Source organism: Massilia sp. LXY-5, assembly GCF_059801075.1.
This window is the reverse complement of record NZ_JBNNEH010000006.1, coordinates 508,569-531,592: the sequence shown is the minus strand read 5'-3', so window position 1 is coordinate 531,592 and position 23,024 is coordinate 508,569. Positions and strand designations below refer to the sequence as shown.

Genomic DNA, 23,024 nt, shown 5'->3' with positions numbered 1-23,024 from the left:
GATGGAATCACTTCTGGTTCGGCGGCGTCACCGGGCGGAATTCGGGCACGGGCGCCTGGTTCGGTTGGGGCTGCGCGCCCTGCGGGCCCGTGCCGGGGCCGGTGGCGGCGCCCGGACGGGCGGCGACCGGGGCCGGCGGCGGCATCGTCGCCATGGTACTGCCGGCTGGCGGCTGGCCGTTGGTGAGCGGCGGCAAGGCCGGCGCGCCCAGGTTCGGCATCAGGATCGTATCGTCCTGCGGACGGGTTTCCGCGCCCAGCGCACGCATGTATTCGTAGCGGTCGAGCGAAATGGCGTTGTTCTGCTCCTTGCTGCGCACCACGACCGGACGCAGGAAGACCATCAGATTGGTCTTGTTGCGGGTGCGGTTGCGGTACTTGAACAGGTTGCCCAGCACCGGGATGTCGCCGAGACCCCGCACTTTTTCTTCGCCGTGGTCTTCGTTATCGGAAATCAGGCCGCCCAGCACGATGATCTGGCCATCGTCGGCCAGCACATTGCTTTCGATCGCGCGCACGGTGGTGACGATGCCCTCGGCCCGCACCACCGAATTGTCGATGCCCGAATTCTCGTGGTAGATCGAGAGTTTGATCACGCCGCCTTCGGAAATCTGCGGGCGCACTTTCATCAGCAGGCCGATGTCCTTGCGGTCGACGGTCTGGAAGGGATTGTTCGCGCCGCTGGTACCGGTCGTGAACGAACCCGTGATGATCGGAATGTTCTGGCCCACCTTGATCGTCGCCAGCTCGTTATCGAGCGTAATCATGTTCGGTGTCGACAAGATGTTGGCAGAGCCTTCGTTTTCAAGTGCGCTGGCGACGGCACCCAGGCCGAGGGCGCCGTTGATCTGCCTGAAGACGCCGAGCGTGAATCCCGGGAGTTGCGGTGGCGTGGTCGTGGAACTGATGCCGGCGCGGGCGGCAGCGGCCAGGTTGATGATGTTGTTGGCGTTTCCGCTATTAAACGACTGAATGCCGCCGACGCGGTATTTACTGGTGTCGTTGCCCGACAATCCGAGCCACTGCACGCCGAATTCCGACGCTTTCTGCGAATTCATCTCCACCACCAGGGCCTCGATGTAGACCTGCGCGCGGCGCACGTCGAGCTGGTCGATGACGCCGCGCAGGTTGCGGTAGATCGCATCGGGCGCCGTGATGATCAGGCTGTTGGTGGAGGCATCGGCCTGGATGAAGCCGGAGCCCTGGGCACCGCCGCCGCCGACGCTCGCGCCCTGCCCGCCCTGGCCGAAGGTATTGCTGGTGCCCCCGAGGCCGGTGCTGCCCTGCTGGCCTTGCTGCCCCCCGCCGAGGCCGCCCGCGCCACCGGCACCCTGGGCGCCGGCCTGGATCGAGCCGCCGGCCGTGCCCTGCTGCGTCGTCTGCGTTGCCGAGGCGTCTTGCGAGACCACCGCGCGCAGGGTCTGCGCCACCTTGGTGGCATCGGCATTCTTCAGGTAGACGACGTGGATGTTGCCCTTTTCGGTGGTCGCCTGGTCGAGCTTGGCGATCAGCGACTTGGCCAGGTTCGCGCGTGCCTGCGACGGGGCGCGCACCACGACCGAATTGGTGCGCGAATCGGCGAGGATGGTGACGCGGCCGGAGTCGCCGCCGGCGCTTGGCTCCATCAGGCGCGACACGAGGGTCGCGATGTCGCTGGCGATGCCGTTACGGATCGGCACCACGTCGAGGTCGGCCGCCACCGGCGCGTCGAGCGCGGCGATGATGCGGGAGAGGCGGCGCAGATTATCCGCGTAGTCGGTAATGACCAGGCTGTTATTGCCCGGGTTGGCCATGATCGAATTGTTCGGAGAAATGAGCGGACGCAGCACGGCCGTCAGGTTGGCCGCCGATTCATAGGACAAGTGGAAAATCTGGGTGGCGATCTGGTCGCCCTGCACGCGGGTGCCGCGCTTGCCTACCTGGGTCGGCGAGGATTGCAGTTTCGCTTCCGCTTCCGGCACCACCTTGGCATAGCCCTCGCCGGTGGTGACGACGGCAAAGCCCTGCAGCCGAAGCGCCGAGGTCAGCAGTCCAAACGCCTGGCTCTTGGTCAGCGACTTTTCCGACACCAGGGTCAGCGTGCCTTTGACGCGCGGGTCGATAATGAACGTCATCCCCGTGTAGTGGCCGACGGCCTTGATCACCGATTCGATGTCGGCATTCACGAAAGAAAGGGCGGCGGAATTTTCCTGGCCCTGGGCCAGCGCCGGCGGCATCGCCGCGGCCACCGCACAGGACAGCATGACGCCGGCCGCAATGCGGCGCAGATTCGGGCGCGAGGTCGGGAATGCAGGGGTGCTACGGGAGGATTTTTTCATTATCTGAACTCTAATGCGATTATGTTTTTACCGTTCACCATGCGGCGCTGGCCAAGAAGATTGAGCATATTGCCCAAGGTGTCTTCGTAGCCATCGGCGGCCGATGCCTGTCCCGAAAAGCGCAGGCGTCCATTCTGCAACGTTCCATTTCCCGACAACAGCAAGGCGCCGCGCACCGTGCGCAACACCAGGTCGGCTTGCTGGCCGCGCCAGTCCATCACCATCTCGTAGCTGCCCAGCGGCTTGATCGGCGCCATGCGCGAACCCATGTCGCTCATCGACAAGGTCGTGCGCCCCGTCACCGCCACGCTGCCCGGCAGGCGCACCAGGTCGAGCCGGTTCCACGACAGCCGGATCACACCCGAGGGCACCAGCGTGTTGAGCGGTGCGCCGAGCCCGGCCAGGCCCTCGGCCGGCAACAGCAATTGCCCCTTGCTCAGCTGCCACTCCGACCAGCTGCCGGTCAGCGCCACCGGCTCGGCCAGCGCCTGCGGATTTTCCAGTTGCATGTCAACATGTCCCACCAGCACCAGCGGCGACAGGCGCCAGGAAAAGCGTCCCGGCAACAGCGGCGTTACCGCCCCGCCTTCGCCCGGCGCCCCCCCCACGAAGGCTGAGCCGTGCCAGAGCGTACCCTGCGCATCCCCGAGAGTCAAACGACCGCCGGTCTGGCGTTCCACCATCGTCCCGAGCCAGCTGGCCGGCAGGAAGACGAGCACGGTCAGCGCGATCGCCAGGGCGACCACGACCAGCCAACCGAGGCTGCGCCTCATCGGGCGGCAGTCCCGTTATCCTGGCGCAGCGTCAGGTTGGCGTCGACCTGTCCCTGCGGGTCCTGGGCGGTAAAACTGCCTTCCTGGACGGCGATGCGGCTCTCGCGACGCTGGGCATCGAGCCAGGACACCAGGTTGGCGAACGAGACGCCGGTCACCTGCAGCCGTGCGAATTCACCGGTCAGCGTGAGCGAGCCCGGCGTGATGCCGCGTCCGCTCAGGCTGGTCATCAGGCTTTCGCGCGTCATCGGCGTGACCGGTACCGGTGCCTGGCCGGCCAGCGCGCGTGCCTGGTTCGCCATGCTGGCGAGCTGGGCGGCCTGCTGGCGCAGCTCGGGCAGCGAACGCTGCAACCGTGCGCGGCCTTCGACCGCCGGCTCGATCAAACCCGTGTACACCAGCGCCAGGAACACGACGCCGAAACCGGCGGCCAGGTAGCGGCGCTCCTGCTCGCTGCGTGCGATCCAATATCCGGTGGCGCGTGTGCGCACCCGGCCGACATGACTGAGCAGACTCATGGCTTGGCTCCCGTGCTGCGCACCAGCCAATTGTCGGGTGCGGCGGCTTCCAGTGAAAGACTGCGCGCGGACAGCGCCGCCTGCAGCTGGCGCAAGGCGGTGGGGTCGACCGTTTCGGGTTTGACCCGCACCCGCAGCGTGCGTTCCTTGTATTCGATTGAGCTAATCCCGGGCGGACGCGGCAATTGCCGGGTTGCGTCGCCCAGGGCGCCGGCCAGATAGATGAATTCGTCGGAGCCGATCTGGCCGCTGCCGGCCTGGGCGCGGGCGATGCCCTGGCGCATTTGCGCCACCGGGTCGACCATCGGCTGGTTCGGATAGACCGACTGGAAGGTTTGCTTCATCTGGGCGCGCACGGCGTCGGCTTCGCCACGCAGGCGCAGCCATTCGATGTTGATGCCGGCCAGGTTGACGACCACGCCGGCGAAGGCCAGCGCGATCGGCACGCGCCAGCGGCGCCAGTCGGTCTGGCGCGCACCGGCCGCACCGAGTCCCGGCACCAGGTCGAAGCTGATCGTTTTCGCACCGGCGATCCAGTGCGCCCAGTCATCGGCTTCCAGCACCGTGCCGGGACCGGCTTCGGCCAGCAGCACGCCGTACTCGCCCAGCTGCTCGCGCGGCACGTATAACGTCAGGGGGGCGTCGCCCGCCAGCGCACGCGCCGTTTGCAGGGCGCTGGCAGGATTGGCGTCGAGCGCCAGACCGAGTCCGCCGAACTGGCTCTGGCGCAGCAGCAATTCGGCGCCGTTCAGGGCCGCACTGACGCCGCCCGGCTGCAGGGGCAGGCACAGCTGCGCCGGCAGGGCCGACACCGCACGCGCGCCCTGGGCCAGCAGGGTACGCACGAGCGGCTCGAACCAGTCGCGCGCGACCACGGCCACGGGACGCGTGCCCTCGCCCGTGGGGGGGCCAGCTACCAGCACGCAATCGTTCGGGTCGCCCAGGATATGTTCTTCGACCAGGCCCGGCAGCGCCGCGCGCAGGCGCGCACCGGTCAGCGGCGGCATCTGCAGCGACAGCAGGTTGACGTCGGTGCCGGCCAGCAGCAGCACGACGCGGCGGCTGGCGGCGACGACATCGGTCAGATTGCGCAGCGCCCCCTCCCCCTGCTGCTCGATCGTGCCGCCGTCGCCGACGACGGCGAAACGGCATGGCGCGCCTTCTCCTTCTGCGCGCGCCGGATGCCGGATATAAAGTGTAGTCAAACCGTCTCGCTTTCTTTTAGTTTTGACGAACCCAAACCACCTTGACGCCGCCGCCAATCTGGTTGCCGCTGCGCTGGACCAGCGACTGCGCATTCAATGCGGCGCGGTCGAGGCGGATGTAGCTATTCACGAGGAACCAATTGCTTTTCACGTCCACCGAATCCGGTACCGGCGTGTGCCCGGTGATATCGGCCTGGAAGTTGGCGATGTCGGTCCAGGGCACACTGCGGCGGCGCGCCAGCAAGGCGTTCGCCTCCGACAGCGAAAAATTCGGGATCACCGCCGCCAGCACTTCGGCCGAGGCCGTATTCACATTGATCGGCGTGCGTTCCGACAGCACGATGACGAATGGGCGCAACTTTTCCAGCATCTCGGGCGTCATGCCCCGCACCGCCAATAAATCCTCGACTTCGAGGAATTTGATCGGCGTGCCCAGGCCTTCGCGCGACACCGCGATCGTGGCGCTGCCATCCGGATTGCCGGCGTCGCCGCTTCCCGTCCCGTTACCCGCAGCGCTGCCCGCCGCCGCTACCGCAGCACCTCCAGCGCCCACGGCGCCCGGCGTACCGCCGGCGCTCGGGTCCCTTTCCTGGCCGCCGACCTCCTGGCCCGTGACCGGATCGACCTGGCCGGGCGGCTGGATGACGGGCTGGCTGCCGGCGATCAGGTTGGCGGCGGTTTTCGCCAGCGCCGGATTGATCTGCAGGTTGGTCAGCAGGCGCTGGAAAATTTCCAGCTGGGCCTTGTCGATCCTGTTTCCACTTTCGAGGTTGCGCAGATTGTAACGCGAGGTGGCGTCGACGATGTTGCCAGAAAGACTAGCATCAAACACTTCACCTTCCACCCGCTCGCGTTCGATGTACTGGTCGAGCCGGGTTTCCGCCAGCGGTGTGGCCCAGACCTGGTTCAGCGCCGTGTAGCGGTTGGTGTAGGCGTCCTGGCGTAGCACCAGGGTCGACCAGTCGAGCGCGCCGCGCAGGATCCAGCGCGTCTGCAGGTGCAGCCTCTGGTTTTCCATCGAGCGCACCTGCACCTGCTGCTGCCAGAACAGGCTGGCGACAATCGAAATCGCCAGCGTGGTCAGCAGCAAGGCGGTGATGACGGCGACGCCGCTCTGGCGCCGGGGATGGCGAAAAGCAGGCATCAGATGCTCCCCAACAGGAAGGCCTTGGTCAGCGGCTGGGGGAAGCCGCGTGCAGCCAGCACCACCTGTAACCCGGTCACGGCGTTCGGCACCACCCCGCCCTGGACAGCCGCGGCTACCTGCTGCTGCTGCGCCTGCTTTTGCCAGGCGCCGTTCTGCCACACCAGGACGCCCATCGATTCGACGCCGCCCTGCAGCGTCACCGGCGGGGTTGGATCGGTATCGCTGACCGAGGCCTGCCACAGCGCGTCGAGCTCGACCAGGTCGCGGGTGGTCTTCGATTCGCGCCGCTGCAACTGCTTGTCGACGAGGCGGTAGGCAATCACTTGCAGGCGCGCCGGTTCGTTTTCGTTGAACACGGTACGGACCAGGGTCAGGCGGTTGTCGGCCTGCAGCAGGAAGGGACGGCGACCCAGCATGGTGGCGTCGGCCGCGTGTTCGCAGTCGCTCTGCATCTGGGCAAAGGCCAGCTGCATGCCGCGTGTCATTTCCATCTGGTCAGTCAGGGCGACCCGGGCACGCACGATGCCGTCCAGGCCGCGCCAGCCGAGCACGGCCACCATGGCGAGGATGCCGATCGCCACCAATAATTCGACCAGGGTGAACCCGCGCGCCGTCTTCATGGCGAGGGCCTCAGGACGAGCTGCACCAATTTGAGGATGCGCCGGTTCGGATTGTCCATGTCGAACACCGACACCTCGACGCGGCGCAACTGGGGATTCGGGCTGGCCAGCACTTCATCCTGGCACATCAGGCGTAAATCGCCCTGGCCGCAGGCATAGCTGCGCTTGCCGATTTCCGGGAATTCCTTGCTCAGGCGGATTTGCACGAGACGGTTCTCGGCCGACCAGGTCGCCATCATGGACGAACGCAAGCCGGCACCGTTCGATGCCAGGCTGCCGATCGCGCGCAGGCCGGCGCCGAGCGCGGTGCCGACGATAACGAGCGCCACCAGCACCTCGAGCAGGGTGAAACCGGCGTGCTGCCTGGAAGGGGTCACTGCGGTTCTCCCGGTTCGACGACCGTGAAATGGCCGACGCCGTCGGCGCGCACGCCGACGCTGTTGTTGCCGCTGGCGAGGGTCAGGGTAAAAGGTTTGTCGACCGGCTCGCGGCCGAAGGTCACGCGCATGGCCTCGCTATTGGCGTTGATGCCGGCGGCCGGCGGATCGAGCAGCAGGCGCACCGGGGCATTCCGGAAAGGCCGTTCGCGCAATAAATCGTCCTGGGTCACGGGGGTCCAGCCCTTGTCCTCGCGCACCAGGAAGCGGTAGCGCTCGGGCGTGGCCTCGAAGGCGACTTCGCGGTTACGTACGATGGCTTCGTCGCGCGCCAGCTGGAGCAGCAAGGTCAGGCGTTTCGCCTCGTTTTCGAGATCCTGGCGCGGACTGGGAATCGCGTTGAGCGAGGCCATCCCGAGCGTGATGCCGATGATGACCATCACGACCAGGATTTCCACCAAGGTGAAACCATCAGCCCTGCGTGGCGGCGCGGCGCCGGCCATGACGACTTATCCCTGCCAGGAGCCGACGTCGGCGTCTTCGCCTTCGCCGCCGGCCTGGCCATCGGCGCCGAACGAGAAGATGTCGACTTCGCCATGCAAGCCGGGCGACAGGTACTGGTACGAGTTACCCCAGGGATCCTTCGGCAGCTTTTCGACGTAACCACCTTCCTTCCAGCCATTGGCCGATGGGCCCGAGGTCGGCTTGGTGGTCAGGGCTTGCAGGCCCTGCTCGGTGGTCGGGTAGCGCTGGTTGTCCAGCTTGTAGAGTTTGAGTGCCTGCATCAGGGTGGCGATGTCGGTTTTTGCCGCGACCACGCGCGACTCGCCGGTACGGCCCAACAGTTTCGGCACGACCAGCGCGCCCAGGATGCCGATGATGACCACGACAACCATGATTTCAACGAGGGTGAAGCCGCGCGCGAGACGCCGGCCAACTGCACGGTGCGAAACGATCTGCATAGTCAATCTTGAAAAGGTGGATGGGACAATCGGCTTAGTATAAGGCGGAATGGGGGGCAAGAACCACCAGCGGCGGTGCGCCATTGTATTGCAGAGCAAAACCCGCTGCACTCTCAGGCGTGCGCGGGTCTTTCCTGGCAGACAGAACAGCCCGGATTGCGGGCCGCGCGGATCTCGGTCCACTCCATGGCGCGCCCGTCGAGCAGCAGCAGGCGCCCGGCCAGCGGCATGCCGACATTTAATATCAGCTTCAGGGCCTCGGCGGCCTGGACGGCGCCGACGATGCCGACCAGGGGCGCGAAGACCCCCATCGTGCTGCAGGCAACATCTTCAAAACCGCTGTCCTCGGGGAAGACACAGGCGTAGCAGGGACAGTCGGCGCGGCGCGTGTCGAATACGGACAATTGCCCGTCGAAGCGGATCGCCGCGCCCGCCACCAGCGGCACCCCGGCCGCGACGCAGGCGCGGTTGACGGCATGGCGGGTGGCGAAATTGTCGCTGCAATCGAGCACGACCGAGGCAGCTTGCGCCAGTTCGCGCAGCCGGGCGTCGCCGGCGCGTTCGCAGAGGGCAGTGACGCTCACCTCCGGGTTGATCGCGTGCAAAGCCGCGCGGCCGGACGCGACTTTGGAGGTGCCGATGCGTTCGGTCGTGTGCATCACCTGGCGTTGCAGGTTCGTCAGGTCGACGAGGTCATCGTCGACCAGGGTGATGTGGCCGACGCCGCTGGCGGCCAGGTACATCGCCGCCGGCGAGCCGAGGCCGCCGGCGCCGATGACGAGGACATGGGAGGCCAGCAGGCGGGCCTGGCCTTCGATACCGATCTCATCGAGCAGGATGTGGCGCGAATAGCGCAGCAGTTGGGAGTCGTTCATGGAGCGATGCAGGGTGGACGGCGTCGGCGCGGACAATCATGCATCCGGGTACGGCCATTCACCTGCTTTACTTCTTCGAGCCCTTCAGCTCCGGCGGTTTCGTTTCGGTCCCCGGCAACTGCTTCGGCTCGGGCGAGATCACTTCGACCGCCTCCGCCCTGGCAACTTTTACTGGCAACCCTTTAAAGTGGTTCAGCGCCTGGGCCAGTTGAAAATCGTCCTTGCCGCCCAATTCAAGCGGTTTGCGGTTCTTCAGCAGGGCCAGCGCGCGTTGTCTCTGTTCGGCGCTGTCGCGGGCATCCTTGGCGACCGCGCCCGGCTTTTCGTTCTCGCCCGCCAGGTGGCGCTGCAAATCCACTTCGCGCACGCGCAGCGCATTCAAACCGTCGCCTTCCGCCGTTTCGTCGACCGCCATGTCGGGCACGATGCCGTTGGCCTGGATCGCCCGTCCCTTCGGCGTGTAGTAGCGCGCCGTGGTCAGTTTGATGGCCGTGTCGCTTGATAAGGGCCGCAGGGTCTGCACCGAGCCCTTGCCAAAGCTCTGGCTGCCCATCACGATGGCGCGCTTGTAGTCCTGCAGGGCGCCGGCGACGATCTCCGAGGCCGAGGCCGAGCCGCCGTTGACCAGCACGATCATCGGCACCGTTTTCAATCCGGCCGGCAGTTTCGCCAGCGGATCGGCGCCGCGCGGGGCATAGAATTCGCGCCGGCCATAATAGCTCTGGTTGGAGTCGGGCAATTGGCCCTTGGTCGAGACAATCAGCTCTTCCTTCGGCAGGAAGGCGGTCGAGACGCCGATCGCGCCCGGCAGCAGGCCGCCCGGATCGTTGCGCAGGTCGAGTATGAGCCCCTTGATGTTCGGATTGGCGGCGTACAGGGCCTGCGTCTTGGTCGCCAGCTCCTCTAAAGTCGCTTCCTGGAACTGGCTGATGCGCACCCAGGCGTAATCGGGCTCGACCATTTTTGCCTTGACGCTCAGGACGCGGATTTCCTCGCGCGTGACGGGGACCACCCACGGGCGGTCGTCGCCGCGGCGGGCGATCGTCAGCGTCACTTTGCTGCCTGGCTTGCCGCGCATTTTCTTGATGGCGTCGTCGATCGACAAGCCTTTGACGGGAACATTGTCGATGCGGGTGATCAGGTCCCCGGCCTTGATGCCGGCCCGGTAGGCGGGAGAGTCTTCGATCGGCGAGACGATTTTCACGTAGCCGTCTTCGGCCGCGACTTCGATGCCGACGCCGACGAATTTACCCTGCACGCTTTCGCGCATCTCGCGATACGCCTTCTGGTCGAGGTAGACCGAATGCGGGTCGAGCGAGGCGACCATGCCGCCGATGGCTTCCGATAAAAGCTTCTTGTCCTCGACCGGCACCACGTAATCGCTTTTGATGAGGCCGAAGACATCGGCCAGCTGGCGCAGTTCGTCCAGCGGCAACGGACTTGGCTCGCCCTTCTGCGCCCAGGCCGAGACCTGCACCGTCAGCGCCACGCCGGCCACGACACCCAGGCCGACCAGGCCCATGCTTTTCACTTTGTTGCCCATCGCTGCCCCTAGAATTTAACCCAGCTTGCCGGGTCGAAGGCTTTACCGAGATGCCTGAGCTCAAAGTATAGCCCCGATTCTTCGTTACCGCCGGTATTGCCCGCGCTCGCAATCGGCTCGCCGGCGCGCACCGCATCGCCCAGGCGTTTCAATAGCGTCTGGTTGTTGGCGTAGATCGATAAATAGTCGCCGCCGTGGTCGACGATGATCAAATTCCCGAAGCCGCGCATCCAGCCCGAGTGCACCACGCGGCCGACCGCCACCGAGCGCACTTCCGTCCCTTCCGGCGCCTTGATGAACATCCCTTTCCAGCTCGGGCCATCGCCGCCGCGCTTGGCGCCGAAGCGCGCCGCGATGGTGCCGCTGACCGGTGACGTCAACCGTCCGCGCAGAGAGGCGAAGGCGCCGGCGGGCGCCGCGGGCGCGAGCGAAATATCGGGCGTACGCTCTTCGTGTTTCGGCTGCTCCGCCACCTTCGGCTCATCAGGCTCCGGCGGCAATGGTTTTGGTGCCGGCTTGCCCGCTTTCGCCGCTTCGCGCGCCAACCGCTCGCGCTCGGCTTTTGCGGCGGCACGGGCCAGCGCGCGCGCTTTCGCGGCCGCTTCCGCTTCCAGCTTCGCCTTGGCGCGGGCGGCAGCGAGCGCTTCTTGCCGCTTGCGTTCGGCCTCGGCCTGTTCGCGGATCAGCTTGGTCAGCTGGTCGACTAGGCCGCTCATGCGCTGCTCGTCGCGCTGCAGGCTGTCGGCCTGTTTTCTCTGCACCACCAGTTTGCTCGACAGTTCGCCGAGCAGGGCGGCGCGGCGCGCCTTTTCCTTTTCCAGCACGGCTTTCTGGTCGCGCTGTTCCTCGGCGATCTCTTCGAGTTCGACCTTGGCGTTCTCGACCTTCTCCTTGTTCGCCTCGACTTGCGCCAGGTTCGCGTTCAGGGCGGTCAGCAGTTTTGCCTGCGCCTGCGAGACATAGGCCATCATCTGCAAATCGCGGTTGATGCGGTTCGGGTTGTCTCCCGACAGCAGCAGCTTGATTCTGTCCTCATTGCCGGCCACATAGTGCTCGCGCAGCAGGGCCGACAGTTGTTTTTTCTGGCCAGCGATCGTTTGCGCCAGGCGTTCCTGTTCGCCCGCGAGGTCTTGCAGGCGGACATTGGTCTCGACCGTTTCCTGGTGCAGGTCGCGCAGGGCGCGGTTCGCGTTCGAGATCGCCTCTTCCGACTCGGCCAGCGTGTCGGCGGCATCGTCCTTTTCGCTCTCGGTACGGCTGATCTCTTTCTTGAGCGCCGTCAGCTTTTGCTGGATCCCGGCGCGCTGCGCCTCGGCAGCCGCCTTCTGGCGGCTGCGTTCGGTAGGCTTGGCGGCCGCGGCGGTACCCGCCGCGGACAGGGCCAGCAGGCCGCACAGCAGGGTGCCGACGGCCAACTTCTTGATAGGAAAACGCAAGACTTACTTCGCCTTCCCTTGGTTCGCCACCGCTGCGGTCGCCGCGGCGATCGCTTCCTGGTCGCCCAGGTAGTAATGGCGGATCGGCTTCAGGTTTTCGTCCAGTTCATATACCAGCGGCTGGCCGTTCGGGATGTTGAGGCCGACGATGTCGGCATCGCTGATCCCGTCCAGCATCTTGATCAGGGCGCGCAGGCTGTTGCCGTGGGCCGAAATCAGGATCTGCTTGCCGGCGCGGATGGCCGGGGCAATCTCTTCGTCCCAGGCCGGCATCACGCGCGCTACGGTGTCTTTTAAACATTCGGTGAGGGGAATCTGCTCCTTCGGCAGGCCGGCGTAGCGCGGGTCGTTGAACGATGCGCGGTCGTCGCCTTCCTCGAGGGCGGGCGGCGGCGTGTCGTAGCTGCGGCGCCAGACCAGCACCTGCGCGTCGCCGTATTTGGCAGCCGTTTCTGCCTTGTCCAGGCCCTGCAGGGCGCCATAGTGGCGCTCGTTCAGGCGCCAGTCGTTCTTGATCGGCAGGTACATTTGATCCATCTCGTCGAGCGCCAGCCACAGCGTGCGGATCGCGCGTTTCAGGACCGAGGTGTAGGCCAGGTCGAAATGAAAACCGGCTTCGCGCAGCACGCGGCCGGCGGCCTTCGCTTCGTTGATGCCCTTGTCGGTCAGGTCGACGTCGACCCAGCCGGTAAAGCGGTTGGCCAGGTTCCAGGTGGATTCGCCATGGCGCATGAATACGATTTTGTACATAAGATCTTCTTTGCTATCTATTGAAAAAACGTGCAAAGGCGCCCGCTGCGGCTGATCGAGCCCCTAAAAATATTCCTGTCCGGCTTCTATTTTATAATGGCCGGATTGCGTTCAACCATTGGAAGCCTTGTGAAATTCATCCTCGATAATATCTTCATCGTCGCTATTGCCGTCGTTTCCGGTGGCGCGCTGCTGTGGCCAGCCCTGGCGCCGAAGGGCCGCCGCGCGACCGCGCTGCAGGTTACCCAGCTGATCAACCGCGGCAAGACCACGATTCTGGACGTGCGCGGCGCCGACGAATTTGCGGCGGGCCACGTGCGCGACGCGAAAAACATTCCGCTGGCAGACTTGGGCAATCGCATCGGCGAGCTGGAAAAGTCGAAAAGCCGCACCCTGGTCGTCGTCTGCCAGACCGGCGCCCGTTCGGACAAGGCGGTCCGCCAGTTGAAGGCGGCCGGCTTCGAAGACGCGCTCAGCCTGGAAGGCGGCATGACGGCCTGGACGGCAGCCGGCCTGCCGACCACCAAGTAAATCAAGACAGGAAGGAAATCATCATGAGTGCCCACGTTGTCCTCTATCACACCGCCAGCTGCCCCTACTGCGTCCGCGCCGAGCGCCTGCTCGAAGCCAAGGGCGTGACCGAAATCGAGCGCATCCGTGTCGACCTCGACCCGGAACAGCGCCAGATCATGATGCAAAAGACCGGCCGCCGCACGGTGCCGCAGATCTACGTGGGCGAGACCCACGTCGGCGGCTTCGACGATTTGTATGCGCTGGATCAGGCCGGGCGTCTCGATCCGCTGCTCAAGGGGGAGTAAGGTAAGGCCGTGGGTGCGGGTTGATCGGGCGCCGCACCCTGGGCACAGGTGCCCAGGCTACAAATCGGGGCGGGGCGAAAAAGGCGCCCCGCGGGAGTATTTTATCCAAATTGATTTTGATACAATTGCCGTTGCGTTTGACTCCAAGCCCATCGGGGGCGGCGCTTTGCCGTCCCTTTTACTTCACAACGAAAGCGTTCCATGTCTGACGAAAACCTGCAACCAGTCTTCCAAATCCAACGCGTCTATCTGAAAGACATGTCGCTGGAACAACCGAACTCCCCGGCAATCTTCCTCGAGCAGGAAGCCCCGACCATCGAGGTCTCGCTGGACGTTGGCGCTGAAGCGATCGCCGAAGGCATCTACGAGTCGACCGTGACCATCACCGTGACCGCCAAGGTCAAGGACAAGGTCGCTTTCCTGGTCGAAGGCAAGCAAGGCGGCATCTTCGAGGCACGCAACATCCCTGCCGACCAGATGGATCCGCTGCTGGGCATCGGCTGCCCGAACATCGTGTACCCGTACCTGCGCGCGAACATCGCCGACGTGATCACCCGTGCCGGCTTCCCGCCAGTGCACCTGGCCGAGATCAACTTCGAAGTGTTCTACCAGCAGCGCCGCCAGGCGATGGCTGAAGCCGCTGCAGCCGCACCGGCAAACTAAGTTGTACTTTGCCTGCCCCGTTCGGCATGCGCTGGATGGGTCGGCATACCGTGACGGGCATCCCTGCCGCGCCTTTTATATCCATGAAAAGCGCGGGGTGGATGCCCTTCCTGCCATATTGGCGTCTGGTTTTACCGAACCCGGGCCCTGCCATGACCATTTCCCGATCCTTCTCCACCGTGCTGCTGATGCTGGCATGCGCGCAGGCCTGCGCCGCCGATTTCCGCTCGGTCGGCGCCGCCTCCGTCGTGCTGTATGACGCGCCCTCTGCGAAAAGCGGCAAGCGCTACGTCGCGCCGCAAGGCATGCCGGTCGAGATCGTTGCGCGCTACGGCGACTGGGTCAAGGTGCGCGACGTCGATGGCGAATTCGCCTGGACCGAATCGAGGGGACTGTCCGCGCGCCGCAACGTCGTCGTGAAGGTGCCGTTTGCCAAAGTACGCGCCGCGCCCGACGACAACGCCGCCGTCCTGATGACGGCCGACAAGGGCGTCCTGCTCGAGCTAGTCGACCCGCAAGCGAACGACTGGGTCCGCGTGCGCCACCAGGACGGCATCGCCGGCTTCGTGCGCGCGTTTGAGATCTGGGGCACCTGAATTCAACCATGCAAGAAACCAAGAAAATGAACAAGATCACCGTTCTCGGCGCGGGCGCCTGGGGCACCGCCGTCGCCATCGCCGTCGCTGCACGCCACGACGTGCTGCTCTGGGGCCGCAACGCCGAACAGATGGCCGCAACCGCCGCCGCGCGCGAGAACACGACCTATTTGCCGGGTCAGCCGCTGCCCGACAGCCTGCGCGTCACCGCCGATTTCGAGCAAGCCTTGTCTCACGTGCTCGACGCCGGGCCGGACGCGCTCCTGATCGCGGCCTGCCCGGTCGCCGGCCTGCGTCCGCTGCTCGAGCAACTCAAAGGGAGAAAGATCCCGAACGTGGTCTGGCTCTGCAAAGGTTTTGAATACGGCACCGGTTTATTGCCGCACCAGGTGGTGCGCGAAGTGCTGGGCGAGTCGGTGCCGGGCGCGGCCTTGTCGGGCCCGTCGTTCGCGCAGGAAGTGGCGCGTGGCCTGCCCTGTGCGCTGGCGGTGGCCTCGACCTCGAAACAATTGCGCGACAGCGTAGTTGCCACGGTCCACGGCGGCAACCTGCGCGTGTATGCCTGCGATGACGTCATTGGCGTGGAAGTGGGCGGTGCCGTCAAAAATGTGTTGGCGATCGCGACCGGCACCGCCGACGGCCTCGGCCTCGGCCTGAATGCGCGCGCGGCCTTGATCACGCGCGGACTGGCCGAGATCACCCGCCTCGGCATGGCCCTGGGCGGCCAACCCGGCACCTTCATGGGACTGACGGGGATGGGAGATTTGATCCTGACCTGCACCGGGGACCTGTCGCGCAACCGCCGTGTCGGCCTGGCGCTGGCGCAGGGCAAACCTTTGGCGACGATCGTGGCCGAACTCGGTCACGTGGCCGAAGGCGTGCCGTGTTCGAAAGCGGTGCGCGATCTGGCGGCCAAACTCGGGGTCGACATGCCGATCACGAATGCGGTGGCGGCAGTCCTGTTCGACGGCTATGACGCGGCGGAGATGGCGAAGCAGTTGCTGGCGCGCGATCCGAGGAATGAATTGATTTGATTGCGCCGGGCAGGCTGCGCGAGCCTGCCCGGAACAATGCGCACTGCGTGCTTATTTGTCCTGACCTGCGCCGGCGCCGGTATGCGTCGGCCCGCCCGTGCGCACCGGCCCCAACAGAATCGTCATCAGGACCACGGCATCCTCGTTGGCACGGATGCCATGCGGTTCGCCACCAATCAGGTACAGCATTTCGTTCGGGCGCAGCACCACGCTGTTGCCGTGCGCATCGACCACGACTTCTCCTTCCAGGCACAACAGGGTGACTTCTCCCTCAACCCGGTGTTCCGGCATCGGCTTGTCCTTCGGGACGATCAGCCGGATCAGTTCCATGTGTTCGGTCTTCGCCAGCGCGATCGACGTGAAATTGGCGATGTCGTCTTCGCCGCGTTGCAAGGCGATCCGTTCGCCCGATGCTGCGTGTTGCAAGGCCATGTCGCCTCCTTATTCGTTCTCTTCGTTTGTGTGCGGCACCCCGCGCAGCCAGGTGACCAGCGCAAAGGCATCCTCGAATCCGCGCGCCAGCCGCGGCACCAGCTCGTCCGGATCGTTCACCTTGAGCGGCAGTTCCGTCCACACGAAAAAGCTTTTCAGCTTGATGTGTTCGATATGCGGGTGCGCCGGATCGAACCCTTTAGGCGGACGCTGCAGTTTATCTTCGTCGAGCAGGTCGCCATAGGTCGCGCGCAGGTGTTTATTCTTTAACATTTTCGCGAAACCTGGCGCATCGTTGACCACGTGTTCGCGGATCGCTTTCAGACGCGCCGCGGGCGGCAGGTATTCGCCGGCGCCGAGACCCAGGGTGCCGTTGCCGTCAATTTGAAAATAATAGGTCGACCCGCCGCCTTCGCTCGGACGCCGTTTGTTGTTCGGCGTGATGCCTGCCGAAAAGCGGGTTTTATAGGGGGTCTTGTCGTTCGAAAAGCGGATGTCGCGGTTGATGCGGAACATCGCCTTCTTTGGATCGACGCCGGCGATCTGGCGGTCGAATGTCGTCAGCTCGCGGATCAGTTCGGTAACGACGGCCAAAAACTCTTCGCGCAGGATGTCGTAGCGCGGTTTGTTCATGATGAACCAGGGACGGGTGTTGTTTTCGCTTAGCTCGCTAAGAAATTGCGTCAAGTCACGCAGGTGCATGGATGGTCCAGAGAATGGGGTTACGGTGAAGGGCGCGGGCGCTTGCCGACGGTCACGTTGACGGTCGACTCGCGGTTCTCGCGCATGAGTTTCAAGCTTGCCTTGGCGCCGGGCGCGAGTTGGGCAATGAGATTGAGCATGTCGCCGGTATTCTTGACGATTTTTCCTTCGACGGCGAGCAGGATGTCGCCCGGGCGCACGCCGGCGCGGTCGGCCGGGCCGTTGCGCACGACGCCGGCGATGATGGCGCCGCTGCTGCGCCCGAGGCCGAAACTGTCGGCCAGTTCCGGGGTGATGTCCTGCGATTCGATGCCGATCCAGCCGCGCACCACCTGCCCGTGCTTGATGATCGATTCGAGCACCGTGCGCGCCGTCGAGACGGGAATGGCAAAGCCGATGCCGATCGAGCCGCCGGTCTGCGAATAGATCGCCGAATTGATGCCGAGCAGGTTGCCGTGGATGTCGACCAGGGCGCCTCCTGAATTCCCAAAATTGATCGCGGCGTCGGTCTGGATAAAATTCTCGAAGTGGTTGATGTGCAGGTTATTGCGCCCCACGGCCGAGATGATGCCCATGGTGACGGTCTGGCCGACGCCGAACGGATTGCCGATCGCCAGCACCACATCGCCCACCCGCGCCTCGTCCGGCTGGCCGAGCACCATCACCGGCAGGTTGCGCTCGCCGATACGGATCACGGCCAGGTCCGTCTCCGGATCGGTGCCGACGACGCGCGCGGCCGCTTTACGGCCGTCGGCCAGGCCCACTTCGATCTGGTCGGCGCCTTCCACCACGTGGAAGTTGGTCAAAATATAGCCTTCTGCGCTGACGATCACGCCCGAACCCAGGCTCGACATCTGCTCCTCGGGCGGCATGCGGTCCCCAAAAAAGCGCCGGAAGAATGGATCTTTCAGGATCGGATGCGCTTCGCGCGAGGCTTTGCTGGTGAGGATGTTGACCACCGCCGGCATCGCGCGCCCGGCCGCGTCGCGGTAGCTGGCGGTGGGCGGGCCGGACTGCGCCTGCAGCACGGGCACATCGCGCGCGCCGGCGCCGACCGGCACCTGCACCGGCATGCGTCCGAGCCAGTCGGGGCGCAGGGCCGCCACCACGAAATACAGGGCGAGTGCGACCGTCACCACCTGGGCAAACAGCAGCCACAGCCGGCGCGAGGCCGAGACCGGGCGGATGGTGACGATGTCGTCTTTCACGGTTTACGGTAGGGGTGGGCGGCGCAGGGAATCGCGGATTTCGCGCAGCAGCAGGACGTCTTCCGGCGTCGCCGGCGCGGCAGCTGCCTCGATCGGCACGAGCCGCTCGCGCATGCGGTTCATCAGGCGCACCATCTGGAAAATGATGAAGGCGAGAATAATAAAATTCAGCAGGATCGTCAGGAAGTTACCGTAGGCGATCACCGCACCGGCTTTTTTCGCTTCCGCCAGCGCCAGGCCTGTTGCCTGGTTGTTCAGGGGTATATAGTAATTTGCGAAATCAAGGCCGCCGAAGATTTTGCCGATGGGCGGCATGATGACGTCCTGCACCAGGGAGTCGACGATGCGCCCAAAGGCGCCGCCGATGATCACACCGACCGCCAGGTCGACGACATTGCCACGCATTGCGAATTGCCTGAACTCACTCATCATCGACATCGTTGCTCTCCCAGGTTGTTATGGAAATCCCAAGATCAATCATACCGCAAGGCTCCGTGCGCGTACGCGCGGTGAATATTCATGCCGCTTCACTCCGGGCCAGGGCAGCCGGAAACCCCTGCTTCGAGGCCATGAAAGGGACAGACATTTCGTCCTCCTTGCACACGCAATATTTTTTCTCCAATAAAGATTGCCATTCACATATAATTTTGTGTTGCTGCAAGCTCTTAATTGATTCTCAAGATTCGTAATTTCACGGAGTGGGGTTGGTATGAGTAATGAAAAGCAGGTCGATTCAGGCCGGCGCGGCTTGCTCGTCGCGACATGTGCGGCGGGTGGCGTCGTCGGTGTTGCTACGGCAGGTGCACTGGTCAGCACATTCCAGCCGTCCGAGCGGGCCAAGGCTGCCGGCGCTCCGGTCGAAGTGGACATCTCGGACGTCAAGCCCGGGGAAATGAAGGTCGTCGAGTGGCGCGGCAAGCCGGTGTGGATCTTGCGCCGTACGCCGGAAATGCTCGCCAGCCTGCAGCAGAACGACGCGCTCGTCGCCGATCCCAAATCCGAAAAAACCTTCCAGCTCGATATGCCGGAGTACGCGAAGAACGAATTCCGCGCCCGCCCCGAACATAAAGAGGTCCTGGTCACCGTCGGCATTTGCTCGCACCTGGGCTGCTCACCCTCTTCGCGCTTCTCGCCCGGCCCGCAGCCGAACCTGCCGGACGACTGGCATGGCGGCTTCCTCTGCCCTTGCCACGGCTCGACCTTCGACCTGTCGGCACGCGTATTCAAGAACAAGCCGGCCCCGACGAACATGGACATCCCGCCGTACATGTACCTGTCCGACAACAAGATCGTGATCGGCAAAGACGAGAAAGGCGAGGCATAACATGGGCGCCGCATTCAAGGAAACCAAGCTGCCGGCCGACGCGCCGGCCGGCCACAAGGCCCTGGCCTGGGTCGACGACCGCTTCCCGCTGTCGAAACTCTGGAACGACCAGTGGGGCAAGTACTACGCCCCGAAAAATTTCAATATCTGGTACCTGTTCGGCTCGCTCGCGATGCTGATTCTGGTGCTGCAGATCGTCACCGGCATCTTCCTGACGATGCATTACAAACCGGACGCGAGTCTCGCCTTCGGTTCGGTCGAATACATCATGCGCGAAGTGCCCTGGGGCTGGCTGGTGCGCTACATGCATTCGACCGGCGCCTCGGCCTTCTTCATCGTCGTCTACCTGCATATGACCCGTGGCCTGCTCTACGGTTCCTACCGCAAGCCGCGCGAATTGATCTGGATCTTCGGTTTCGCGATCTTCCTGTGCCTGATGGCCGAAGCCTTCTTCGGCTACCTGCTGCCATGGGGGCAGATGTCGTACTGGGGTGCACAGGTGATCGTCAACCTGTTCGGCGCGATCCCCATCATCGGCCCCGACCTGTCGCTCTGGATCCGCGGCGACTATGTCGTCTCCGACGCCACCCTGAACCGCTTCTTCGCCTTCCACGTCATCGCCCTGCCGCTGGTGCTGCTGGGCCTGGTCGCGGCACACCTGATCGCGCTGCACGAAGTCGGCTCGAACAACCCGGACGGCATCGAAGTCAAAGACCATATCGGTCCGGACGGCCACCCGCTGGACGCGATTCCGTCGCATCCCTATTATTCGACGAAAGACCTGTTCGGCGTGTCGATGTTCCTGCTGATTTTCTCGGCAGTCGTCTTCTTCGCCCCGGAAATGGGTGGTTACTTCCTCGAGTACAACAACTTCATTCCGGCCGATTCGATGAAGACGCCGCCGCACATCGCGCCGACCTGGTATTTCACGCCGTTTTATTCGGTGCTGCGCGCAACCACGGCCGATTTTATTTTCGTGCTGATGGCGGCGATTGTCCTGTACGTCGTGTTCATCTGGATCAAGTCGCGCCTGTCGTACAAGGCCAAGATCGCGACCGCCGTGATCGCCTTGATCCTGCTGGTCGGCATGCTGACGCTGGAAGCGAAGTTCTGGGGCGTGGTGCTGTTCGGTTCCTCGGTGGTGATCATCGGCGCGCTGCCGTGGCTGGATCACTCGCCGGTGCGTTCGATCCGCTACCGTCCGAACTGGCACATGTGGCTCTATGTCCTGTTCGGCATGGCCTTCGTGGCGCTCGGCTACCTCGGCACCCAGTTGCCGACGCCGGCCTATACGATGATTTCCCAGGTCTGCACGCTGTTGTACTTCAGCTTCTTCCTCCTGATGCCGTGGTGGAGCGCCGCCGGCCGGTTCAAGCCGGTGCCGACGCGCGTGACCTTCCACCCGCATTGATCGCAGGACTAGCCAAGGACAACCATGAACCTCACGAAGAAACTGATTGCGGTCCTGGCGCTGGTGCCGGGACTGGTATTCGCCAACGAAGGCGGCTTCCCGCTCGACCGCGCACCGGAACGCAGCGACATGGCCTCGCTGCAAAACGGCGCCAAGCTGTTCGTCAACTATTGCCTGAATTGCCATTCGGCCACGTCGATGCGCTACAACCGCCTGCGCGATCTCGGCCTGTCCGACGAGCAGATCAAGAACAATCTGTTGTTCTCTGCCGACAAAGTGGGCGAACTGATGAAGACGGCAATGCGCCCGGAAGACGCCAAGGCCTGGTTCGGTGCGGTGCCGCCGGATTTGTCGGTGATCGCCCGTGCAAAATCGTCGTCGGCAGGCAGCGGCGCCGATTACTTGTACACCTATCTGCGCACTTTCTACAAGGATGATGCCCGCCCTACCGGCTGGAACAACATGGTGGTGCCGAACGTGGCGATGCCGCACGCGATGTGGCAGTTGCAGGGCATACGCACCCCGAAAATGGTCGAGGAGACCGATCCGCACGACGCGCACAAGAAGATCCACAAGTTCGCCGGCTGGGAGCAGGTGGCACCGGGTGCGCTGTCCCAACCCGACTTCGACACCGCGACGGCCGACCTGGTTGCCTACCTCAGCTGGATGGCTGAGCCAGCGCAAGGAACCCGCAAGAAACTTGGTGCTATCGTGCTGATTTTCCTGTCAGTATTTGCTTTCCTGGCCTGGCGTTTGAACGCGTCCTACTGGAAAGATCTGAAGTAATTCGTTTTCATTGCCCGCTTGGCTATAATACGGGCAATTATTTATTCGGGGTGAGTCGCTCGGCGCTCGCCCCTTTGTTTCTTAAGGAACGCCAACCATGATGGTTCTCTACTCTGGCACCACGTGCCCGTTCTCCCAACGCTGCCGCCTCGTCCTGTTCGAAAAAGGCATGGATTTCGAAGTGCGCGACGTCGACCTGTTCAACAAACCGGAAGACATCTCGACGATGAACCCCTACGGCCAGGTCCCGATCCTGGTCGAGCGCGAACTGATCCTGTACGAATCGAACATCATCAACGAGTACATCGACGAGCGCTTCCCGCACCCGCAGCTGATGCCGGCCGACCCGCTGATGCGCGCCCGTGCCCGCCTGATGCTGTTCAACTTCGAGAAGGAACTGTTCGTCCACGTGCACGTGCTGGAAAGCGACCGCAACAAGACGAACGAAAAAGCCCACGACAAGGCACGCGCCGAAATCCGCGACCGCCTGACGACGCTGGCGCCGCTGTTCCTGAAGAACAAGTACATGCTGGGCGACGAGTTCTCGATGCTCGACGTGGCAATTGCTCCGCTGCTCTGGCGCCTGGACCACTACGGCATCGAACTGTCGAAGACGGCCGCGCCGCTGATGAAGTACGCCGAGCGCATCTTCTCGCGTCCGGCCTACATCGAAGCGCTGACGCCGTCGGAAAAGGTGATGCGCCGCTAAGGCAAACGTGGCAAGCACGCCGTCCGCCTGGCGGACGGCGTGCTGTCGTTCGTGCCAGTGTTGCGACGTCGTTTGACAAAGCGCAGTAAGCTGGCACCTCGTGTATGTACGTTTCACACGTGTTTGCTGGCAGTCCCATTGCTGCCGCTGCGCGTGTGCTGCGCTGGCGCCTTCGCCGACCCATAGCCGGCTCACTGTTTATCCCATCTGCACATGCCTGATATTTCCACTAAACCCTATTTGCTGCGCGCCCTGTATGAATGGTGCACCGACAGCGGTTTCACGCCCTATCTTGCAGTCAAGGTCGACGCGGCCACGACGGTTCCGATGGAATACGTCAAAAAGGGCGAGATCATCCTGAACATCAGCTATGGCGCGACCTCCGGGCTGAAGATGGACAACGACGCGATCCAGTTCCGCGCCCGCTTCGCCGGTGTCTCGCGTGAAATCTACGTGCCGGTACAAAACGTGCTGGCGATCTACGCCAACGAAAACGGCCAGGGCATGGCCTTCGACGTCAGCACCACCGCGGCCGAGATGGCGGCAGCCGAGGAAGAGCCGAGCCCGAGCGCGCCGACCCTGTCGGCCGTGCCTGGTGTGACCAGCGAAGCGCCGCCGGCGGAGGTGTCGCATTCGCCCGACGACAACAATGAGCCCCCGAAAAAAGGCGGCCGCCCGACGCTGACCCGGATTAAATAGCGTTATAATTCCTGCCGTACAGATTACGCCGGCTTAGCTCATTTGGTAGAGCAGTTGATTTGTAATCATCAGGTGGCCAGTTCGAAACCGGCAGCCGGCACCAGGATAGTGGTCGATTC

General features: G+C 64.0%; 27 protein-coding genes and 1 tRNA gene. 11 read left to right on the top strand and 17 right to left on the bottom strand.

Translation table 11 applies throughout. The features are described from left to right. Nucleotides 1-7: 7 nt before the first annotated feature. From gspD to gpmA, 13 genes are all read right to left on the bottom strand, one after another. Nucleotides 8-2,317: a type II secretion system secretin GspD gene (gene gspD, locus ACI48I_RS20870; RefSeq protein WP_498575291.1), complete on the bottom strand. Its 2,310-nt coding sequence runs from the start codon at nt 2,315-2,317 to the stop codon at nt 8-10. After that, nucleotides 2,317-3,090 (bottom strand): type II secretion system protein N, encoded by a 774-nt coding sequence (gene gspN, locus ACI48I_RS20865; protein ID WP_498575290.1) that lies wholly within the window; start codon nt 3,088-3,090, stop codon nt 2,317-2,319. Before gspN ends, gspD begins: the two co-directional genes overlap by 1 nt. Next, nucleotides 3,087-3,608: a type II secretion system protein M gene (locus tag ACI48I_RS20860; RefSeq protein ID WP_193688011.1), complete on the bottom strand. Its 522-nt coding sequence runs from the start codon at nt 3,606-3,608 to the stop codon at nt 3,087-3,089. The genes gspN and ACI48I_RS20860 overlap by 4 nt, the downstream gene beginning before the upstream one ends. Next, the gene (gspL, locus tag ACI48I_RS20855; protein WP_227496646.1) at nt 3,605-4,813 is read right to left on the bottom strand and encodes a type II secretion system protein GspL; all 1,209 of its coding nucleotides are present in this window, start codon (nt 4,811-4,813) and stop codon (nt 3,605-3,607) included. Before gspL ends, ACI48I_RS20860 begins: the two co-directional genes overlap by 4 nt. Nucleotides 4,814-4,829: 16 nt before the next feature. Then, nucleotides 4,830-5,957 (bottom strand): type II secretion system minor pseudopilin GspK, encoded by a 1,128-nt coding sequence (gene gspK, locus ACI48I_RS20850; protein ID WP_498575289.1) that lies wholly within the window; start codon nt 5,955-5,957, stop codon nt 4,830-4,832. Beyond that, entirely contained in the window at nt 5,957-6,580 is a 624-nt protein-coding gene (locus ACI48I_RS20845) for a PulJ/GspJ family protein (RefSeq protein WP_193688008.1), read from the bottom strand. Before ACI48I_RS20845 ends, gspK begins: the two co-directional genes overlap by 1 nt. Further along, nucleotides 6,577-6,957, bottom strand: coding sequence for a type II secretion system minor pseudopilin GspI (gene gspI / locus ACI48I_RS20840; protein ID WP_193688007.1), 381 nt, complete (start codon nt 6,955-6,957; stop codon nt 6,577-6,579). Before gspI ends, ACI48I_RS20845 begins: the two co-directional genes overlap by 4 nt. After that, complete coding sequence (locus tag ACI48I_RS20835) at nt 6,954-7,460, bottom strand: GspH/FimT family pseudopilin (RefSeq protein WP_498575288.1); 507 nt, start codon at nt 7,458-7,460, stop codon at nt 6,954-6,956. The genes gspI and ACI48I_RS20835 overlap by 4 nt, the downstream gene beginning before the upstream one ends. 6 nt (nt 7,461-7,466) lie before the next feature. Further along, nucleotides 7,467-7,919: a type II secretion system major pseudopilin GspG gene (gspG, locus tag ACI48I_RS20830; RefSeq protein WP_193688005.1), complete on the bottom strand. Its 453-nt coding sequence runs from the start codon at nt 7,917-7,919 to the stop codon at nt 7,467-7,469. Nucleotides 7,920-8,032: 113 nt separating this feature from the next. Continuing rightward, nucleotides 8,033-8,794, bottom strand: coding sequence for a HesA/MoeB/ThiF family protein (locus tag ACI48I_RS20825; RefSeq protein WP_498575287.1), 762 nt, complete (start codon nt 8,792-8,794; stop codon nt 8,033-8,035). A gap of 67 nt (nt 8,795-8,861) precedes the next feature. Then, complete coding sequence (locus tag ACI48I_RS20820) at nt 8,862-10,337, bottom strand: S41 family peptidase (protein WP_193688003.1); 1,476 nt, start codon at nt 10,335-10,337, stop codon at nt 8,862-8,864. 8 nt (nt 10,338-10,345) lie between these two features. Further along, on the bottom strand, nt 10,346-11,773 hold the full coding sequence (locus tag ACI48I_RS20815; RefSeq protein WP_407943883.1) for a murein hydrolase activator EnvC family protein: 1,428 nt from the start codon (nt 11,771-11,773) through the stop codon (nt 10,346-10,348). Between the two features lie 3 nt (nt 11,774-11,776). Further along, nucleotides 11,777-12,523, bottom strand: coding sequence for a 2,3-diphosphoglycerate-dependent phosphoglycerate mutase (gene gpmA / locus ACI48I_RS20810; RefSeq protein ID WP_193688002.1), 747 nt, complete (start codon nt 12,521-12,523; stop codon nt 11,777-11,779). Nucleotides 12,524-12,652: 129 nt separating this feature from the next. Between gpmA and ACI48I_RS20805 the strand changes: the two genes are divergently transcribed. The 5 genes from ACI48I_RS20805 (at nt 12,653) to ACI48I_RS20785 (ending at nt 15,634) form a co-directional block, all read left to right on the top strand. Beyond that, a complete protein-coding gene (locus ACI48I_RS20805; protein ID WP_193688001.1) occupies nt 12,653-13,054 on the top strand; it encodes a rhodanese-like domain-containing protein in 402 nt (133 codons plus the stop codon). Between the two features lie 23 nt (nt 13,055-13,077). Then, a complete protein-coding gene (grxC, locus tag ACI48I_RS20800) occupies nt 13,078-13,341 on the top strand; it encodes a glutaredoxin 3 (protein ID WP_056342617.1) in 264 nt (87 codons plus the stop codon). Between the two features lie 201 nt (nt 13,342-13,542). Continuing rightward, entirely contained in the window at nt 13,543-14,004 is a 462-nt protein-coding gene (gene secB / locus ACI48I_RS20795) for a protein-export chaperone SecB (protein ID WP_193688000.1), read from the top strand. A 152-nt stretch (nt 14,005-14,156) separates the two neighbouring features. Then, the gene (locus ACI48I_RS20790; protein ID WP_193687999.1) at nt 14,157-14,600 is read left to right on the top strand and encodes an SH3 domain-containing protein; all 444 of its coding nucleotides are present in this window, start codon (nt 14,157-14,159) and stop codon (nt 14,598-14,600) included. 26 nt (nt 14,601-14,626) lie between these two features. Continuing rightward, the gene (locus tag ACI48I_RS20785; RefSeq protein ID WP_227496645.1) at nt 14,627-15,634 is read left to right on the top strand and encodes an NAD(P)H-dependent glycerol-3-phosphate dehydrogenase; all 1,008 of its coding nucleotides are present in this window, start codon (nt 14,627-14,629) and stop codon (nt 15,632-15,634) included. Between the two features lie 51 nt (nt 15,635-15,685). On the opposite strand, the gene ACI48I_RS20780 is transcribed toward ACI48I_RS20785, so the two are convergent. The 4 genes from ACI48I_RS20780 to mscL are packed head-to-tail and all read right to left on the bottom strand — an operon-like array spanning nt 15,686 to nt 18,414. Further along, nucleotides 15,686-16,066, bottom strand: a complete 381-nt coding sequence (locus tag ACI48I_RS20780; RefSeq protein ID WP_193687997.1) for a cupin domain-containing protein — start codon at nt 16,064-16,066, stop codon at nt 15,686-15,688. A gap of 9 nt (nt 16,067-16,075) precedes the next feature. Further along, on the bottom strand, nt 16,076-16,768 hold the full coding sequence (locus tag ACI48I_RS20775) for a DUF2461 domain-containing protein (RefSeq protein ID WP_193687996.1): 693 nt from the start codon (nt 16,766-16,768) through the stop codon (nt 16,076-16,078). Nucleotides 16,769-16,788: 20 nt separating this feature from the next. Continuing rightward, nucleotides 16,789-17,976: a Do family serine endopeptidase gene (locus tag ACI48I_RS20770; RefSeq protein ID WP_498575286.1), complete on the bottom strand. Its 1,188-nt coding sequence runs from the start codon at nt 17,974-17,976 to the stop codon at nt 16,789-16,791. 3 nt (nt 17,977-17,979) lie between these two features. Further along, nucleotides 17,980-18,414, bottom strand: coding sequence for a large conductance mechanosensitive channel protein MscL (mscL, locus tag ACI48I_RS20765; RefSeq protein WP_193687995.1), 435 nt, complete (start codon nt 18,412-18,414; stop codon nt 17,980-17,982). 271 nt (nt 18,415-18,685) lie between these two features. On the opposite strand from mscL, the gene petA reads away from it, so the two are divergent. The 6 genes from petA to ACI48I_RS20735 all read left to right on the top strand — a co-directional run bounded on the left by petA (nt 18,686) and on the right by ACI48I_RS20735 (nt 23,008). After that, nucleotides 18,686-19,300: a ubiquinol-cytochrome c reductase iron-sulfur subunit gene (gene petA, locus ACI48I_RS20760; RefSeq protein ID WP_193687994.1), complete on the top strand. Its 615-nt coding sequence runs from the start codon at nt 18,686-18,688 to the stop codon at nt 19,298-19,300. Nucleotide 19,301: 1 nt separating this feature from the next. Further along, entirely contained in the window at nt 19,302-20,711 is a 1,410-nt protein-coding gene (locus ACI48I_RS20755; protein WP_193687993.1) for a cytochrome b, read from the top strand. 24 nt (nt 20,712-20,735) lie between these two features. Further along, on the top strand, nt 20,736-21,497 hold the full coding sequence (locus tag ACI48I_RS20750; RefSeq protein ID WP_193687992.1) for a cytochrome c1: 762 nt from the start codon (nt 20,736-20,738) through the stop codon (nt 21,495-21,497). Nucleotides 21,498-21,594: 97 nt separating this feature from the next. Then, entirely contained in the window at nt 21,595-22,206 is a 612-nt protein-coding gene (locus ACI48I_RS20745) for a glutathione S-transferase N-terminal domain-containing protein (protein WP_056342583.1), read from the top strand. A 213-nt stretch (nt 22,207-22,419) separates the two neighbouring features. Beyond that, on the top strand, nt 22,420-22,905 hold the full coding sequence (locus ACI48I_RS20740) for a ClpXP protease specificity-enhancing factor (protein ID WP_193687991.1): 486 nt from the start codon (nt 22,420-22,422) through the stop codon (nt 22,903-22,905). A gap of 27 nt (nt 22,906-22,932) precedes the next feature. Then, a tRNA-Thr gene (locus tag ACI48I_RS20735) sits at nt 22,933-23,008 on the top strand. The last annotated feature ends 16 nt before the right edge of the window (nt 23,009-23,024 follow it).